The following is an 18,465-nucleotide window of genomic DNA, read 5'->3' as shown; positions in this document are numbered from 1 at the left end:
GTTGGTGCATTGGTGCATTGGTGCATTGGTGCATTGGTGCATTGGTGCATTGGTGCGTTCGTGCGTTGGTGCGTTGGTGCGTTCGTACTTAGTGAATTAATAATTGATACGACCGCATGACGGGTTAAAAGTACAACCGACTTTGGGTGACACCAAAATTCTCCGACGCTCTCACGCCTTGCGCCCTGCGTCGGAGCAAAAAAGTTAAAAAAAGCGGGAAACTCCGCATCAGCGGTGTTCTCCCGTTTTGCCGCCAAAAGCGCCTCACGGACAACCAGCTTCCCATCTTCAATAATGCGGTGAAGCCGGTCAACCAGATAAAGCTCCGTGACCCACGCTTAACACTGTCAGTGCAGTTGTTATTCAGCCCGCTTGGATGAAGTAACGCCGAGCAAGTCGATATTGCAGGCGGCCATTTGTCCCAGCATTTTTGATGAGGTCAAGGCCAGCCGCAGCAAGCGTTCAGTGTCAGCAATATTGAGCACCGGCGTGGTGTCGCTGTCCCGGTCCATGGTGCTGAAATGCACCAGATCAATACACGTTTCAACACCCTGGCAAACGTCTTTGGTCATTTCAAAAAACTGTGCAGTCGCATCATGTTTATGTGTCGATGGCAGCCATGTAAATGCCTGATGGAGTGACTCCGGCGATTCTATAGATTCTTGTGCTGCTGATGCGGACGATTGGCTCGACGCCGGTGGCGTGCTGCGCGGTTTGCTCATGATTGCGCCGCCAGACTGGCTTGCATGCTGCGGGGAGTGCGTGGTGAACTAAGGATAAAACGAGACAGGACAGGCAAGATGGTACTCAGCATTGTGCGTTCCTTTTTTTGCGGTTGAAGCGCTCACCACTACGCAGTAGGGTGGGCAGCAAATAGCAGGGTTAGCAGACTGGCAAATACAGCAAAATCCAGCAAGCCCGAAGGCTTCCCCGCCACCGCCGCCCCTTAAGGACGAACGAAGGCAGAAGCACAAAACGGCATTGCGCCGTAAGTGCTCTGTATTTAATCAGGCTGCTAAACCAGTTCCCGTTTTTTTCCGGGACGCAATAAGTATAGAGCATAACGGCAAATTATGGAGAATCGTCACGTTGCTGACGCCATGCGAAATGAACTAGCGCCTGCGCGGCGACCATGGTTCTGTCTCACTTAAACGAGGAATCCATGCAAGCAGTCTGCAGCAGCGACGATGCCGCCGTCCCGCTGCAGCCAGAGCTATAGACTTAATGCTTTTGGGCTTCGGCAGTGGTCTCTTTCAAATGCGGCACAAGTGCCGACAGATATCCCACTTTTGCAGTCTGAAAGACCGCAATACTGGCTTGCAGGCGTGCGATTTCGGTGTCCACAAAATGCAGGCTGCCTACATGTGCTTTGGCTTCGTCCGAAAGGTTATCCAGGTCGTATTCTTTGTCGTCTATTTTGATGTGTGGCATGTCGTATTTTTCCTTGAATCTGTTATTAAAAAAACCCCACTGCCTTGAGAGCAGCGGGGTCTTTGTAGCGCAGTCCCCCCACCGGAGTGGAGGGTTTTCGCTATCGCTTATTAAGCAATGTGAACCAAACCAGCAGCTGAACCAACGCCAGTTGCGACGCCAGTCAATTGGACCCACGAACCAGTTACAGTACCGGCGATTGCTGTGTCGGTATGGAACAAGTAGGTTGCACCAGCAACAGCCAGCGCGCCAGTTGTAGCGTTAGCAGCAACAGGTGCTGTTGTGAAAAATGAATATTCACTGTTGATATTTGCGCCCTTAACTGCAACGCCACCAGCCGCTGTATCAGCAACCAACAAAGCCAGTATCGAGTTTGCCAATGTAGCGCCAGTTGCCGTTGGACCAGTTGATCCTGTTGCCGGTGAAAACGCGATAACACCATTAGTGTCAGTCATCGACAACGTTCCTGCGACTGAGCTGCTTGCGATAGGAGCAACAGTATGTGATCCCATTACAGTTCCGCCCAGACCCATTTTGATAAGGAATGTATCGGTACTAGCGTTCAGGTTATTACCAAGCAACACTAACCCTGAACCGTTTGCAACATTCAATACGTCACCAGCAGTACCAATTACACCGTTGATGATAACGTCAGTGCCTGTTCCCGAAAGATTGACAACGTTACGAACGAGTACATTCGAGCTCAAGTCAATCACGTTAGCAGATGCTGCAACGCCTGTACCACCAGAAGCACCGCTGCCAGTATCAGTTACAGAACTGGTGTTGAGTCCAGCGCTGGTTGATCCTACCAGAGGAGTATTCACAGTTGTACTAGTACCCAGAACAGTAGTAGTAACTGATGTTGCTGCTGCGGTTGACGTGCCCTGCAATGCCAGGGAGGCCAGGTCAGCTGCTGCGGTTATGGTTGAGTACGTAAATGCAGTTGTAGTCAATGCAGTACCAGTATGGAACAACGTACCGGTTGCTTGACTTGTAAAGGCGATCGTTGGTGCAGCTGACACGCCATCAACTAATGCATTAAGGATGATGGTCGAATTTGCTGAACCGAGAGTTGCATTCAGCATCTTGCTCATTACTGCATCGCCGTTAATCGCTGTGACGATCGCATTGTTCACATCAGTATTGGTGAATGAAGTAGAACCGGCAGCGCCAATGCTTACGGTGTCGCTGTAACCATTGAAAGAAACCGTTACTACTTCAGAAGAACCGATGTAGGTGCGAGCTGCGATTGATGCGCCTGCGCCAATAACAGCAGCAGTAGCATATACACCCGTAGCAGGATTAACTACTACTGAGGCATTTTGGCCTGCAGCAGACACTGCCACTGGCGCAAATGTTGTCGATGTGAACGTATCCACAGCTGTAGCAGCGCCATTAGTAACAACGTTAGCCATTGTCCAAGGATTACCAGCGGCAACCGTTTGTGACAGTCCGGTTACAGTCGCTCCAGCTGCGACTTGAGCAACTTGAACAGCTGTGAAGCTCTGACCAGTAGCAAGAGTATCAGTAACCGTTATACCATTGATAGTTTGTGCAGAATTTACGCTAGTGCCAAGACCAAAACCTTGCCAAGTCACAGCCTGAACAGCATTCACGCCCAGTACAGTTGGTGTGATTACAGTTGTTATTGTTGGGGCTGCTGTGCCGCTAACGGCCAACGCAGCGCCTGCACCTGCTGTGATGTCTGTTACAACCGTTGTACCTGCTGTAATTTGTGCAGAAGTTGCAACAAAAGTAGCGGTAGCAGTTCCGGAAACAGTGATCGGACCAGTAGTTACACCGTTTACAGCAGCTTGTGCAAATTGAGTAGCAGTACCTGTTCCGGTCAGAGTCAATCCACCAACAATTTCAGTCTGGCTTGAGCCGGTAGTACCCCAAGTGATCAGGTCGCTGTTATGAATCGCTGTTACACCAGCTACAGTTTGAATCGGAGTTGGGACGTTAGCATTAGTTACCCAAACTGCTTTAGTACCAGTATTGTCAACATAGTAAGTATCGTTACCCGAACCACCGAGGATAGCTGCTTTACCTGAACCGTTGAACGAAACAATATTATTACCGCCATTGACGTTAACAGTAATGTTGTTCAATGCAGCTTGGTTAGCAATCCAGCTATCTATTCCGGCCGCTACGGTGTTTGCGCCGCCGAGAGCGACAGCAGCTCCGCTAAAAACGGTCAGATTGACGTAGTCGTTACCTGTTCCGCCTGTAACGTTGAAAGTTGCGTTGCCGCTTGAAGCAACAGTCGAATCAATCGCCAAATTGACCGAATTAAACGATGCGGTCAATGGAGTTGCCGAATTCACATTGCCTGGAGTCGCCGTGCCAACCACGTTTGTAGCGTAAGAAGCATCAGCAGCAGGAACCGTAACGCCGTATTGATTGTTGCCCAATGTGGTCGAGAAATTGACCATGGCATACGAGTTAGCCAGATATTTAGTAATCGCTGCAGCATCGATGGTTTCACCGATCATCAGGCTACCACCGTAGGTGCTAGCGTTGACAGTTTGAACGTCTGTCAGGCCGTTGGTGTTAACCAACAAGCCATGCGTTTGCCAGCCAGTCAGGTTGGCACCGTTAGTGGCATTCAATTGATAAGCTGCGCCAACTTCCAGGTATTGGTTCGCCGAAGTCGCACCTGTGTAGGTGGTCATTGATGTAGTGATTGGGCTAGCCACTGTGCTGCTGGTAATGTTAACCAGTTGCAGCGTGTTGTTGGTTGAAGAAATGCTATTCAACCAGCTACCATTTTGCACGGAGATGTCAAACTCTTGCACACCACCGCTGGTTGCCATGCTACCAATGATCAGATCGCCACCAGCACTACCAGTTGCGCCGTTGTAGACGGTATCTTGCAGGGCTGCGCTCAGACCAACGTGATCCAGAACTACATTGGTTGCGATCAATGCGGATGTTGAGGAAGTCGTCACTGCCTGCGATGCTTCAAAAGCGTTGCTGGTTGGCAGGCCGTTTGCAGCAATCCATGAACCCGGAGTCAATGTATGACCAGCTGCCGAAATTGTGTACGTGTTGGTAGTTTGAGCTGCACCGGCACTGTCGGTGTAAGAGTAGCCAGTTGTGCCGTTAATCGCAGTGATAGTGCCGCTAGGATTCGCAGTGGTGATGCCGGTTGGAACGCTGCTTGAACTAAAGGCTACAACGTTGGTTGCGACAGTGTATGTAGTATTGTTAGTTACGTTGTACGCTGCAACAGCGTCTAGAACCAGCTTTTGCATTTGCGCTTGTGTACCACCACCGGCAGCTTGCATTGCTGCATTGTCAGCGACCAATGTTGCGTTCGTCAGAACGGTCAAAGGAATGGTAACCAGTACGCCGTTGTCATAGAAAGAGAAAGCGGTGTAAGGCATATTGATCAGCGGTGTCGCTGTAGCCCGTCCCTGCGCAACCGACAATGTGCTACCGACTTCGATAGTCACTGGACCGTTTGTTACAGTAGCACCTTTACGCAACGATTCTGGGTCAAGATACGCACCAAAGCTAGCACCTTGGGTAGTAGTGGTGGAGGAAACTTGGGCACCATTGACTACACCAGTATTAACAACCGTGCTGGCTGGGTTAGTGTCGCGCATTACGAAAGTCAGCGAACTAGTCACAGCAGCGGCTGATGCTAACTGAATGCTTTCGATGTTCAGGCTGGCACGGCTGGCGTTATCGATCCAGGTAGTGACATCTGACATACGTTGCGCGTCGACTTGAACGGCGATGCCAGCTCCCGACAAGTTGTTAGAACCGCTGTCAACAGCATTAGCTTGTGCTTGAAACTGTGCAGTCTGAATGCCACTGGTCGAAGCAAGGATAGCGAACGAAGCTGAATTACCCACCACAGCGTTCAATACGTTACCAGTCCCTGTACCGATCAGTGAATCACCTGACTGGAAAGTGTTGCTGTTGTTGACCAGGCCAGCGTTGAAGGTTGTGCCAGCAACTGTGCTTGTGAAAGCAGAGCCAGTGTCCAGACCTGTAGTCAACGTGAAAGTCTTCAGGACTGGTGCGCTTGCAGCAGATACTGAAGTGATCAGAGCAGGCGTTGCAGTAGTAGCAGCTGCCAATGTCAATGGATCTGAACTAACTGTTGCCAACCATGCTTTAACAGCAGGAATTGCCAGGTTGCCAGCGACTTCATAACCAATGATTGAAGCAGAAGTGTTCAGGCCAGTAGTGAATGCAGTTGATGCCAGTACTTTGTTGCTGACTGTGCTTGCATCAGTGCCTTGCGCGCCGGAAGTAATGGCGTTAGCGATGGTTGAAACGTTCAACGCGCCGGTTTGCAACTGGTTAGCCCAATATGTCAGACCAGTGATTTCTGCAGGACGACCGAACAAGTTCATGTAGATCGTGTTGACGGTTTGGCTTGCGGACATGCCGCTGAACAACGATGTGTATTCTGGTGACAGGCTGAAAGCGTTTGAAACAGCAGATAGATTGCCGTTTGCTGCTGTTACCTGGGCGTTCCAATAGTTCAAGCCATCAACATCGGCTGGACGATTGAAGAAGGTGATATACAGTTGTTCGATTTGAGCTGTGTAAGCCATTTGGACTTCCTAGAATGAGCATTAATAAAGGGATACATTGCGTCGTAGCAATTCTTAAAACGGTTTTTTAAAACGCTATAAAAATCACCGTTCTGCGACAGGATGTTCACCGAATTGCCGGAATGTAAATGTGACTGGCGTCACAACGATGGTGAATTACAACAATTCTTTTTGTAAATTAAATAGTGTTTTTTTAACAATTACGGCCAAAACAGTGATTTTGCGGCGTATTTAGTTGTTAATTATTTAACATTCATGATTTTTTTGACATTTTCCTGCGTGAAATAAAAACTACAAAAATATGTCTGTCAAGAACTATTTAATATATTTCCAAAGTCAGGAACTTTTGTAGCGTACACTTTGCGCCAACAGCTCATCTGTTTAGCGTTATCAAATTGCCCAATATGGGCATTTTTCATATCCGCTCCACCGCGCGTTTCTCGCGCTACCCGCAATGTATGTTTTTTGTGATTGTCCTTGATCGATGCGTGTACTCCATTTCTACAAAACCTCTTTCCCGAGTTCAATGGGCGGCGTCGAACAGGTGATTGCGCAGCTGGCCAGAGGCACCAGCAAGCTGGGGGTGCAGACCGATGTGCTGTCGTTGAGTGCTAACCCTGGCGTTAGCCCGATGGCCATGGATGGGCATTCGTTATATCGCGCCAAACTGAATATCGAGATTGCGTCTTCCGGTTTTTCTGCGTCGGCTTTTTGGCAATTTGCGCAGCTGGCGAAAAAAGCGGATGTGATTCACTTTCACTTCCCCTGGCCGTTCATGGATCTGGTGCATTTTGCGACGCGGGCGCACAAGCCGACGGTGGTGACTTACCATTCGGATATCATCCGGCAACAAAAATTACTGAAAATCTATCGTCCGTTGAAGCGCATGTTTTTGTCGAGCGTGGACCGGATTGTGGCGACCTCGCCGAGCTACCTGAGCAGCAGCGCTGTGCTGACGCGCTACGCGGACAAGGTCAGCGTGATTCCGATTGGGCTGGATAAAACTAGCTATCCTGCGCCGCTGCCAGCACTGCAGCAATATTGGCGGGAACGCCTTGGTGAAAAGTTTTTTTTATTTATCGGCGTTCTGCGGCAGTACAAAGGTTTGCATATTTTGCTGGCCGCGGCGCAAGGCACCAATTACCCGATCGTGATTGTGGGCGCGGGTCCGATGGAGGAGGAACTGAAGGCGCAGGTGGCGCAGCTTGGGCTGCAAAATGTGCACTTTTTGGGCCAGGTTTCCGAGGAAGATAAAGTCGCGCTGCTGACAATGTCTTACGCCGTTATTCTTCCGTCGCATCTGCGTTCTGAAGCGTTTGGTATTTCGTTGCTGGAAGGTGCAATGTACGGCAAGCCGTTATTGTCTTGCGAGCTGGGAACGGCCACCACCTTCATTAATCTTTCCAACGAAACCGGGCTGGTGGTACCGCCGAATGATGTCGATGCGCTGCGCAATGCGATGCAGGTGCTGTGGGACAATCCGGAAGTTGCCGCCGAAATGGGCCGCCGCGCTGAGGAGCGTTATTGGGCGCAATTTACGGCGAAGCAAATGGCCTCATCGTATGTGGCGTTGTACACTGAATTGATGACCGAGCCGCGCAAAGTTCCGTCCTCTGCTGCGCTGAAACTGCGGGCTGATTGAGGAGTGTTACTGTTCTCCGGTCTTGTTTATTGAGGTTTCGTAGTGATCCGATTTGCACCGGCCTTTTTACCGTGCTTTGTACCGCGCTTTGTACCGTGCTTTGCAGCGGCCTTTGCGCCTGTCGTGAACAGCCCCTGGTCCAGCTTGGCGAGTGACAGCCCCCTCTCTCAATGCGAGAACCCTCGTTGAACGAGCCAGCGCATGGGTATGGAATTATCTGGAACAAATCGCGTTAATGGCGCCCTTCCTCGATCAGCGCTTTGGTGTCGATTCCGATGATCGGCGGATATGATGCCATCATACGCTGCATGTGGGCCACCCCTGCGGCAACATCGGTTTTCTGTGACACCTCCGAAGGGATCAGGTCGGCAATCGCTGCTCCTCTGATGGTGATTGCGTTACGGTTGCCGAATTGAACAGCGCGCAAGCGTTCCCGCAATGTTGTGTTGGCTTAGTAAGACCCGAATAAGACCGGATTAAGACCGGATTAAGACCCGATCACGACCTAATTAAGACCTGATTAAGACCCAATTTCGATATCCGTGATTTTTCCCGGGTTGAATAGCCGTAGCCTGGCATGCGGTCCGTCTTTTATTGTCGCCACACTGCGAAGCCCAGCAAATGGACGCTTGTTGCACTTCAGGGCAGGTTGTCGTCCGCCACGTTGTCGGACATGATTTACCCTCCGTTGGAGAAATAAACCCGTTAATCCGTACCCTGATATGATGACAGGTTGACCCTTTGACGCACGTTGCTTGACAGTTAGGAAACAATTCTGGCGTCTGCCTGTGCGAATAAGTGCGAATGTGTACGAATGTGTACGAATGGGTACGAATTTGCGCGCGAATTTGCACGGCAATGAAGCGGTCATTGAGAACCGGTAAGCTGCAACGCCAACATAAACTATCACCGTAAAAACATTACGTAGAAAGCTGTTCATGGAAGAAATTCGCATCCGGGGTGCACGTACCCATAACCTCAAAAATATCAATCTCGATTTGCCGCGCAACAAGTTGATTGTGATCACCGGTTTGTCCGGTTCTGGCAAGTCTTCGCTGGCTTTCGATACGCTGTATGCGGAAGGTCAGCGCCGCTATGTTGAATCGCTGTCATCGTATGCGCGCCAGTTTTTGCAGTTGATGGAAAAACCGGATGTCGATTTGATCGAGGGTTTGTCGCCTGCGATTGCGATTGAGCAGAAAGCGACGTCGCACAATCCGCGTTCTACCGTTGGCACCGTGACAGAAATTCACGATTATTTACGCTTGCTATACGCACGGGTGGGCACGCCGTATTGCCCGGATCATCCCGAGAAGCCGTTAGCTGCACAGTCGGTATCGCAGATGGTGGATGCGGTGCTGGCAATGCCGGACGAGACCAAACTGATGATTCTGGCACCGGTGGTGGCGAACCGCAAGGGCGAACACGTCGATCTGTTTGAGAACATGCAGGCGCAAGGGTTTGTGCGGTTCCGCATTCAAAGCGGTGTGAACAAGGCAAAAATCTATGAAGTCGATGATTTGCCAAAACTGAAGAAGACCGAGAAGCACACCATCGACGTGGTGATTGATCGGGTGAAGGTTAAAGAGGATATCAAGCAGCGGCTGGCGGAAAGTTTTGAGACGGCATTACGGTTGGCAGAAGGCCGCGCGATTGCGCTGGAAATGGACGGCGGCGTGGAGCATATGTTTTCGAACAAATTCGCCTGTCCGACTTGCGGCTATTCGCTGCAGGAACTGGAGCCGCGGCTGTTCTCGTTTAACAATCCGATGGGGGCGTGCCCGGAATGCGATGGCTTGGGGCATATCGAATTTTTTGATCCTAAACGGATCGTCGCGTTTCCTAATCTTTCACTCGCCAGTGGCGCGGTGAAAGGGTGGGATCGACGCAATCAATTTTATTTTCAGATGCTGTCAAATCTGGCCGAACATTACACGTTCGATCTGGATACGCCATTTGAGAAACTGCCGGAAAAAGCCGCTCAAGTGGTGTTGTACGGTTCGGGCCGTGAAACCATTCCGTTCACGTACATCAATGAGCGTGGCAAAGCGGTGATCAAGGAGCATACGTTTGAAGGCGTGGTGAATAACCTGCAACGACGTTACCGCGAGACCGATTCGATGGCGGTGAAGGAAGAGCTTGCCAAGTTTATCAATGAGAAAGAATGCCCGTCCTGCCACGGCGCACGGCTGCGGATTGAAGCCCGCTTTGTGAAGGTTGGAAACGGCAAGCAGGAACGCGCTATTTATGAAGTCGCCGCGACGCCATTGCGCGAGACTTTGCACTTTTTTGAGAAGCTGAAACTGACCGGCGCGAAGAAGGAAATCGCGGACCGGATTATCAAGGAAATTATTTCCCGGCTGACGTTTCTGAATAACGTGGGGCTGGATTATTTGTCACTGGAACGCAGCGCGGATACGCTGTCTGGCGGCGAAGCACAGCGGATTCGGCTGGCATCGCAAATCGGTTCTGGCCTCACTGGTGTGATGTATGTGCTGGATGAGCCGTCGATTGGTTTGCATCAACGTGACAATGACCGATTGATTGAAACGCTGCGGCATTTGCGTGATATCGGCAATAGCGTGCTGGTGGTGGAGCATGATGAAGATGCGATTCGCACCGCTGATTATGTGGTCGATATGGGACTTGGTGCGGGTGTGCACGGCGGTGAAATTATCGCGCAGGGAACGCTGGCAGAAATTCTGAAAAGCAAAAAATCACTGACGGCTAAATACCTGAACGGGACGCTGAAAATTGCGGTGCCGAAGAAGCGTACGAAGGCTGATCCGGATCGCCAGTTTATTATCTCGGGCGCGACCGGTAACAATCTGAAAAACGTGACGATGCGGCTGCCGGTGGGTTTGTTGACGTGCGTTACGGGGGTTTCTGGCTCGGGCAAATCGACGCTGGTGAATGACACGCTGTACCATGCGACGTCGCGCCATTTGTATGGTTCGCAGGCGGAACCGGCGGCGCATGAATCGATCAGCGGGCTGGAACATTTCGATAAAGTGATTTCGGTTGATCAGGCCCCAATCGGGCGCACGCCGCGCTCAAATCCGGCCACGTACACGGGTCTGTTCACGCCGATCCGCGATTTATTTTCTGGCGTGCCGATGGCGAAGGAACGCGGCTATAGCGCGGGCCGGTTTTCGTTCAACGTGAAAGGCGGACGCTGCGAAGCGTGCCAGGGCGATGGCGTGATTAAAGTTGAAATGCACTTTTTGCCGGACGTATATGTGCCTTGCGATGTCTGTCACGGAAAGCGTTATAACCGTGAGACATTGGAGGTGCAGTACAAGGGGAAAAACATCACGCAGGTATTGGCGATGACGGTGGAAGAAGCGCATGAATTCTTTAAGCCGGTGCCGGTGATTGCGCGAAAATTGCAGACCTTGCTGGATGTGGGACTGGGTTATATCCGTCTGGGTCAAAGCGCGACGACACTTTCCGGTGGCGAGGCGCAGCGGGTCAAACTGTCGCTGGAATTATCCAAGCGCGATACCGGCCGGACGCTGTATATCCTGGATGAACCGACGACCGGTTTGCATTTCCACGATATCGATTTATTGCTGAAAGTGATTCATCGTTTGCGCGATCAGGGCAACACTGTGGTGATTATCGAACACAATCTGGATGTGATTAAAACGGCGGATTGGTTGGTCGATCTGGGGCCTGAAGGCGGCGCGGGAGGTGGCTTGATCATCGCCACAGGCACGCCTGAGGAGGTGGCTAAAAATCCAAATAGCGTGACCGGCCAATATCTCGCTCCGTTGTTGGAAAAATAGAAGCAATTGCACACGCGCAAGAGGATAATGGTGCTGTACTCCGTTATTTGGTTATTTTGTTGTTTTGTTGTTTTGTTGACCTTATCGATAATTTGCGTGTGTGCCATTTTCCAACCATAGGAACGTCGTAATGAATAACACCCCTCCTCTTTCTGCGGCGCAGATTGCGGCATTTGAAACAGATGGTTATTTGATCCTTCCGCGACTGGTGCCAGCCACGCAGTGTACGGAAATGGTCGCAGTTACCGATCAACATTTGCACGATGCCGTGGCACCGCTGGAGTACGAAGCCGAGGTCGGCTACGCCGGTGCGCCCACCTCGGTGGACAGCGTCGGCGGCCGCACTGCACGGCGCTTGCGTGACGCTTATCAACGTCACCGGTTGTTTCGGGACTGGGCCGTTGATCCGTCACTGGTGGCGATGCTTGCGCAACTGTTGGGTGAACAAGTGTGCCTGACGCTGGCGCATCATAATTGCGTGATGACGAAACACCCTGACTTTGGCACAGCGACCGGCTGGCATCGGGATATCCGCTATTGGTCATTTCCGCAGAATGCGTTGATTTCTGTGTGGTTGGCACTGGACGATGAAAACGAAAACAACGGCGGCTTGCATCTTATCCCTGGCTCGCATCGCCTGACCATTCAACCTTCACAAATGGATGGCGTGGATTTTTTGCGGCCGGATGTTGCAGAAAATCAGGCGCTGTTTGCGCAGGGAATTGCGTTGCATTTGAATGCGGGCGATGTGGTATTTTTTCACAGTGGCCTGTTTCATGCGGCGGGTAGAAATAATACGCAGGCGATCAAGGAGTCGGTGGTTTTTGCTTATCACGGCATCGGCAATCGACCGATCCCCGGTAGCCGCTCGGCCGCCGCGGAAGATATCGTATTGGGCAATTAGACGGATTGTTTCTAAACGGTTTGTTTCAGGGATGGAATTCAGTTGATATTGCGTTGAAACTCGGTTGAAACTCAGTTGAATTTAGCCGACTCATTCGTTGTTGAGAACAACCGTTTTTTGCTTCTCCGGTTGCGGTGTCGTTGGTGCGGCATTGCGTCCGGCATCCGATTGAATGAAGCGAACCACCGTGTCCAACACCGGTGCCAAACCCCGCAGCGGACGCGAGATGGCACCGACCAGCGTAGCGTGACCCACATGATCAAAATAATCTTCCGTGACCGGCACATGGGCTGTGCGCAGCGCTGCTGCCAGGCCACCGGTGTTGCGGACCGGATTGACCAGATTATCCTTGTTGGCGGCGATTAATAAGGTCGGCGGCGCGAGTGCGGAAACGTGGTTGATCGGCTGTGAATCAATCGGTGAATTGGGGAAGAAAAAGACCGGTCGCACGCCGCGATTTTCAATCGGCAGAAAATCGTAGGGACCGGCCAGCCCGATCCATCCTCGGAACACCGCTGGCGTCAGATTAACTTCTGCAAGCCAGCGCGGATCAAGCGCGATCATGGCGGCGTTGTAGGCTCCGGAGCTGTGGCCCATTACATAGAGTCGTTCGGGATCGCCGCCATATTTCGCGATGTCTTTGACGGTCCAGGCGACTGCGCGCGCGCCGTCTTCAAGGAAAGTGGGATAACGGACTTCGGGATACAACCGATAGTCGGCGATGACGGCGACGATGCCGCGGGAAGCCAGCGCTTCTCCGACGAAGGCGTAATCGCCACGCGCACCGCTGCTCCAGCTACCGCCATAAAAAAACACTACCACCGGTGCCGCGGCATGCAAGTTTTTAGGGGTGTAAATATCTAATTGATTGCGGTCTTGCGGTCCGTAGACCACGTTACTGGTTTTATTGTAGGTGCTGTCGGTGGTGAGCGCGTTGATGGCGGTCAGCGGCGAACAAGCCACCGTGGCGGCTAACGCCAGCACGACCACGCAGCAAACGAGTACAACTTTTGACAAAACAACCATGGCCCAAACCCCCGTAATATTGTCGATTCGTTCTCAATCATGCATTCCTGGTTAAGATGTGTATACGACGAAGTATCGACGACGGATTCAACTGTTTCAAGAACGGCGTCCGGTTATCCGGTGAACAGACGCTCTTCGGCCTTGGCAATGCCTTCGGCTGCGCCGCGCAAAATGATGATGTCGCCACTTTGCAGAACGGTCTCCGGCGTAATGCTTAGACGCCCCTTGCCACGGCGCACGCTGCTGATTTCTGCGCCAAATCTAGCCAGATCGAGTGCAGCTAATGAGCGCCCTACTGCTTTCGCGCCTTCCAGCAAGGTCACGGAATGCAATCTTTCCTGTAGATAATCTTCGATATCATTGGCGTCACCCACGCCGTGGAAATAACCACGCAGTGAAGCGTAGCGTTCATCGCGTGAGGCTTGTACCCGATGCACCACCCGCCGCAAGGGAACACCGAGCATCACCAACGCATGCGAGGCCAGCATCAAACTGCCTTCCAAGGCCTCGGGCACGACTTCGGCGGCACCGGCGGCGCGCAACTTATCGAGATCCGTATCGTCGTAACTGCGCACAATGACGGGTAACTCGGGTGCCAGTTCATGCACGTGATGCAGCACCCGCAACGCTGATGGGGTGCTGGCATAGGTGATGACGAGTGCCGCGGCACGATGAATACCGGCAGCGACCAGACTTTCGCGGCGGGATGCATCGCCGTAAGACACTTGTGCACCGGCACCGCGTGCTTCGATCACCCGATCCGGATCGAGATCGAGCGCGTGATAGCCGATGCCCTCTTCTTCCAGCAAGGTTGCGAGACTTTGCCCACTGCGACCGAAACCGGCGATGATGACGTGTTTTTTGGTCGCCATGGTGCGCGTCGCCAACTGGGTCAGCGCCAGCGATTGCATCATCCATTCGTTGGCGGAAAGCTTCATGACGATGACGTCGGATTTGTTGAGAATAAACGGGGCGACCAGCATCGACAAGACCATTGAAGCGAGGATTAACTGGATTAGCAACGGGTCCATCAGATGCAAGCCCCCAGCCTGACTCAGCAGCACAAAACCGAATTCTCCCGCCTGCGCCAACGCCAGTCCGGTGCGCAGCGCGACGCCAGTGCTGGAGCCGAACACTTTTGCCAGTGCTGCAATCAGGCCGAATTTAAGGAGCACGGGGCCAGACAGTAATAGCAATACCAGCCACCAGTGTTCAATCACCAGCCGCACGTTGAGCAACATGCCGATGGTGATAAAAAACAGACCGAGCAAGACATCGCGGAAGGATTTGATATCTTCCTCTACCTGATGTTTGTATTCGGTCTCGGAGATCAGCATGCCTGCGATAAAAGCGCCCAACGCCATCGACAAACCCGCACGCTCTGTGATCCAGGCCGCGCCCAGGGTAATCAGCAGCAAGTTGAGCATGAACAATTCTTGCGAGCGCCGTCTGACAACGATCTGGAACCATCCGCGCATCAGTTTTTGGCCAATGAATAGCAATAATACGAGCACGATGACTGCTTTGGCGCTGGCCCATCCGAGCGTTGCGGCCAGGTCACCGGAATTTTTTGCTAATGCGGGAACGATGATCAACAACGGCACCAGTGCCAGATCCTGAAACAGCAAGACCCCGATAATGCGCCGACCGTGTTCCGTTTCCAGTTCGAGCCGTTCAGTGAGAAGTTTTGACACAATCGCGGTGGATGACATGGTCAGCGCCGCGCCGAGCGCGAAGGCTGCCTGCCAGCTGATGTTAGTTAATTGCGGCAGAGTGAAGGCGACAATCCAACCAAATAACATGGTCGCGCCGATGGTCAGCAGGACCTGCGCCATGCCAAGTCCAAACACGATCTTTCGCATCGCCGAGAGTTTGGATAACGAAAACTCCAAACCAATCGAGAACATCAAAAACACGACGCCAAATTCCGCCAGTGTATGCGTGGTCTCATTGTCATCGGCAAACCCTAGAGCGTGCGGACCGATGAGTATGCCAACCGTGAGGTAGCCCAACATCGGGGGCAAATGGAACATGCGAAAAGCCACGACTCCCAGGACGGCCGAGCCAAGTAACAAAATCGTGAGTTCTAATCCAGAAAGCATGCTTGCTCAGTTCTTGGTTGATTAACAATTTAACAATGAAATGTCTTCACGGCCCTGAGAGCACCAACGCGATGTCATTACTATACCAATGGCGTCCTGATAGAACGGACAAATTTTAGCTTGTGGGCACCATTTATACCTCAAAAATCAATAGAAAATTGTTAGCTCTCTTTTACTTCTGCTGCGCTGTCCCTCGCTCTTCCAACACTTTCAACAGGCAAGCGGCGCAACGCGTCCGTGCATTTTTTTAAAATGAAACTTTTAAGCGGCCGCATTCGCTCTGCTCGCAATTGTCCCATTCCGATGTCGGAAGCGTGGGCACATAAGATTTTTCTCGCTAAAAAACAGACGTTCTCTTGGTGACCAACGGCGTTTTTCCTCTACCCCGCACCGCTACATAAACTGATAATTGATTGACTCTTAGATGCGCTCTTTCTCGGTCGAAGACTTGCTATGCACCACCGCAGCGAGAAGTTTAAACACCCGTTCAGTCACTTTGGGCGGCTGACCAATATCTCATCGATTTTTTAACCAGTCACGCAAATCGTGCGTCGATGTGCCTATGCGCCTATGCGCCTATGCGCCGCTACGCTGAACGCTATTGCTAACAACCCATCATTGAAGATTGTCACCATCATGAAACCCACGCTCACCAAATTATTGTTGTGCGCCACGATAGGCGCGCTGTTCTCCCTACCTCTGCAGGCAAAAGAAGCCCAATCCACCAGCATTACGGTGCTGTTACGCAGCACACTTTCGGCATTGGAGTCGAACCAGCAATTGCCGGAAAATACGGCCGCCGCGCTGGCTCAGCTAGAGCAAACTGCGTTGCGACTTGAGCCTATTTTTCCTGCGCCGATGACCTATTCCAAGGACGATATCGCTGCGATGGAGCGGCATAATCTGACGCGTTATTACACAATCGACACCAGCAACAAATCGCCCGCTGCAGTACAGGAAATGCTGACAGAATTAAAAACGAATGCGCTGGTTGAGTCGGTTCAGATTACCCCGGTGATCGTCAAGCAGGACGAGCTTATTTCGGTAGTACGGTCGGAAAAAAAGAACACGGGAAAAATACTCGGCGAGCGGTCAGATTTTCCTGATTACACCTCGCTTCAGCACTATAAACACAGTGCGACCCCTGAAGCCGGGTATGAACTCGGTGGTTTAAATTCTATTGCCGCGCGCAGTTACGCTGGCGGTGATGGTGAATACGCCCGTGTAATCTCGACTGAATGGAGTCATTGGTCATACGATCACGTTGATTTGCCACGCCCGTTCCTGATACATGGCGAAACCGACTATCGCACTCCTGACGATCACGACACCGCTAGCGCTGGAATTATGTTTTCCAAAGATAATGGCTTCGGCACCACAGGATTTGTTCCGAAAGCACAGGCAGGCTATAGCAAATTTTCTCAACCGGGCGAAGGAAGTTTATTTTCGCTTGCGCAACATTTACAACCGGGTGACGTTGTTCAGGTCGGCATACAGTTTTGGCCCCCTGCATTGCCGCCGGAGGTATGTGACAAGCCAGATACCAGCCACTGCTACTTACCGGTTGAGTCCGTTCATTCGGTTGCGGATGAAATTGCTTACTTAACAGAAGAAAAAGGCGTGCACGTTGTTATTGCTGCGGCGAATGGAAATGTCAATCTGGATCATCCTTTTTTTGAAGGCCAATATGATCGGAATAAATTCGACAGTGGCGCGATTTATGCCGGCGGGGCGGACCCCGCCTCTGGTACCAAAGCTGGCTACTCAGAATATGGTAGTCGGGTTGATCTGTTTAGTTGGGGCTGGAATGTCACCACTACCTTTTGCGATGGCGTAGATTGCGCCGATGATACGTATACGAATGAGTTCGGCGGTACATCCTCTGCTAATCCGATCATTGCGGGCGCTGTTGCGCAAATCCAAAGTATTGCCTTTGCCAATGGATTAGGCGCTATTCCACCTAAAAAAATGCGTAAGTTGTTAGTCGAGACGGGGCACCCGCTCCCTTTCCCGGATGCAGCCCGTCCAATCGGTATGCAACCCGACGTGGTAGCTGTGGTCGAGAGGTTATTCGATGAGTCGAAACCACCAATCCCGCCGGAAGCGATTGTCGGCACCGATATTGACAATGCTGTGGGACCGACCAGAGGTGGCGTTGCCTTTCCGTTGGATGGCAGCCAAAGTAAGGGCGCGGTGAAGTATGTCTGGAAGCAAATGAGCGGGTCCGCTCGTCTGATTGACAGCGATAAACCAATTGCAAGCGTCCTTGCGAGTAAAAATGACATTGGCGAGAATACCTATCAACTTACCGTGACCAACAAGAGTGGTGACCAAAGCAGTGCCGTCATCAAGGTGACGATCGTCGCCCCCGCCGTGACAATAGCGGGCGCAACATCGATAGCGGAAGGAGAAAGTGCCAGCCTGAAAGCACAAGCGAACTTTAATGGTCCTTATAGCTGGAAGGTGCTGGATGCCGCCGGTAACGAGGTTTTGCAAGGTAAAGAGCAGGAATTGAATCTGTCAGGGTTGGCAATCGGCCTATATCAAATCACGGTGATTGCAGGAAGTCAAACCGCTCAGCGTGAAGCGAGCGCACAGCAAAACCTGATGGTCAAGGAACGGGAAGGTGTTAAGCCACCGGTGGTGACGCCTTACTAAAACGGTGACGACTTCCGATATCGGAATGAACGCGGTTGGCTGGCCTGACTGGGGTGACAGGTCTTGGCGAGCCGACTCAAAGACTCGCCGATCAGAAATAGCTGAAAGCGCCCGATGGTTTTCGGTGGAAGTTTGTCCATTCACCTTTATAGCCATGCCCAGATAAATAGTGCGCTACAAGAGGCTACAAGCTATGCCGCTCGTCGCCGCGCTGGGACGGGTTGGGCCGGCTTGCAAAAGCCTTCGCATCGATACCAGACTTATCAGCTCGGCTGACTAACCCATGCGCACGTTAGCCCATGCGCACTTCGACAAAAATTATTAAATTGACAATGCAAAC

Annotated in this window: 10 protein-coding genes; 4 read left to right on the top strand and 6 right to left on the bottom strand. The window is 51.8% G+C overall.

Annotation, left to right across the window (positions count from 1 at the left end; genetic code table 11):
* Positions 1-359: 359 nt before the first annotated feature.
* The 3 genes from JQN73_RS10275 to JQN73_RS10265 form a co-directional block, all read right to left on the bottom strand.
* Complete coding sequence (locus JQN73_RS10275; protein ID WP_205322923.1) at positions 360-722, bottom strand: hypothetical protein; 363 nt, start codon at positions 720-722, stop codon at positions 360-362.
* Between the two features lie 499 nt (positions 723-1,221).
* Positions 1,222-1,431 carry a DUF6447 family protein gene (locus JQN73_RS10270; protein ID WP_205322922.1) on the bottom strand — a complete coding sequence of 70 codons (210 nt, stop codon included), beginning with the start codon at positions 1,429-1,431 and terminating at the stop codon, positions 1,222-1,224.
* A 110-nt stretch (positions 1,432-1,541) separates the two neighbouring features.
* The gene (locus tag JQN73_RS10265; RefSeq protein WP_205322921.1) at positions 1,542-6,005 is read right to left on the bottom strand and encodes a DUF4214 domain-containing protein; all 4,464 of its coding nucleotides are present in this window, start codon (positions 6,003-6,005) and stop codon (positions 1,542-1,544) included.
* Positions 6,006-6,489: 484 nt separating this feature from the next.
* Here JQN73_RS10265 and JQN73_RS10260 point away from each other — a divergent pair, with 484 nt between their 5' ends.
* Positions 6,490-7,647, top strand: coding sequence for a glycosyltransferase family 4 protein (locus JQN73_RS10260; protein ID WP_205322920.1), 1,158 nt, complete (start codon positions 6,490-6,492; stop codon positions 7,645-7,647).
* 232 nt (positions 7,648-7,879) lie between these two features.
* Here JQN73_RS10260 and JQN73_RS10255 read toward each other — a convergent pair whose 3' ends face one another.
* Positions 7,880-8,074, bottom strand: coding sequence for a prevent-host-death protein (locus tag JQN73_RS10255; protein ID WP_205322919.1), 195 nt, complete (start codon positions 8,072-8,074; stop codon positions 7,880-7,882).
* 511 nt (positions 8,075-8,585) lie between these two features.
* On the opposite strand from JQN73_RS10255, the gene uvrA reads away from it, so the two are divergent.
* Both uvrA and JQN73_RS10245 read left to right on the top strand, forming a co-directional pair.
* A complete protein-coding gene (gene uvrA, locus JQN73_RS10250; RefSeq protein ID WP_205322918.1) occupies positions 8,586-11,435 on the top strand; it encodes an excinuclease ABC subunit UvrA in 2,850 nt (949 codons plus the stop codon).
* Between the two features lie 130 nt (positions 11,436-11,565).
* A complete protein-coding gene (locus JQN73_RS10245) occupies positions 11,566-12,339 on the top strand; it encodes a phytanoyl-CoA dioxygenase family protein (RefSeq protein ID WP_205322917.1) in 774 nt (257 codons plus the stop codon).
* A gap of 90 nt (positions 12,340-12,429) precedes the next feature.
* Here the strand turns inward: JQN73_RS10245 and JQN73_RS10240 are convergent, their stop codons facing one another.
* Entirely contained in the window at positions 12,430-13,365 is a 936-nt protein-coding gene (locus JQN73_RS10240) for an alpha/beta hydrolase (RefSeq protein ID WP_205322916.1), read from the bottom strand.
* A gap of 113 nt (positions 13,366-13,478) precedes the next feature.
* Positions 13,479-15,467, bottom strand: coding sequence for a monovalent cation:proton antiporter family protein (locus tag JQN73_RS10235; protein ID WP_205322915.1), 1,989 nt, complete (start codon positions 15,465-15,467; stop codon positions 13,479-13,481).
* 636 nt (positions 15,468-16,103) lie between these two features.
* On the opposite strand from JQN73_RS10235, the gene JQN73_RS10230 reads away from it, so the two are divergent.
* A complete protein-coding gene (locus JQN73_RS10230; RefSeq protein ID WP_205322914.1) occupies positions 16,104-18,125 on the top strand; it encodes a S8 family serine peptidase in 2,022 nt (673 codons plus the stop codon).
* The last annotated feature ends 340 nt before the right edge of the window (positions 18,126-18,465 follow it).

Origin of the sequence: Glaciimonas sp. PAMC28666 (genome assembly GCF_016917355.1) — a bacterium.
Classification (GTDB): Bacteria; Pseudomonadota; Gammaproteobacteria; order Burkholderiales; family Burkholderiaceae_D; genus Glaciimonas.
Note: the sequence above shows the minus strand (reverse complement) of the source record. Positions and strands in the feature narration are given on the sequence as shown.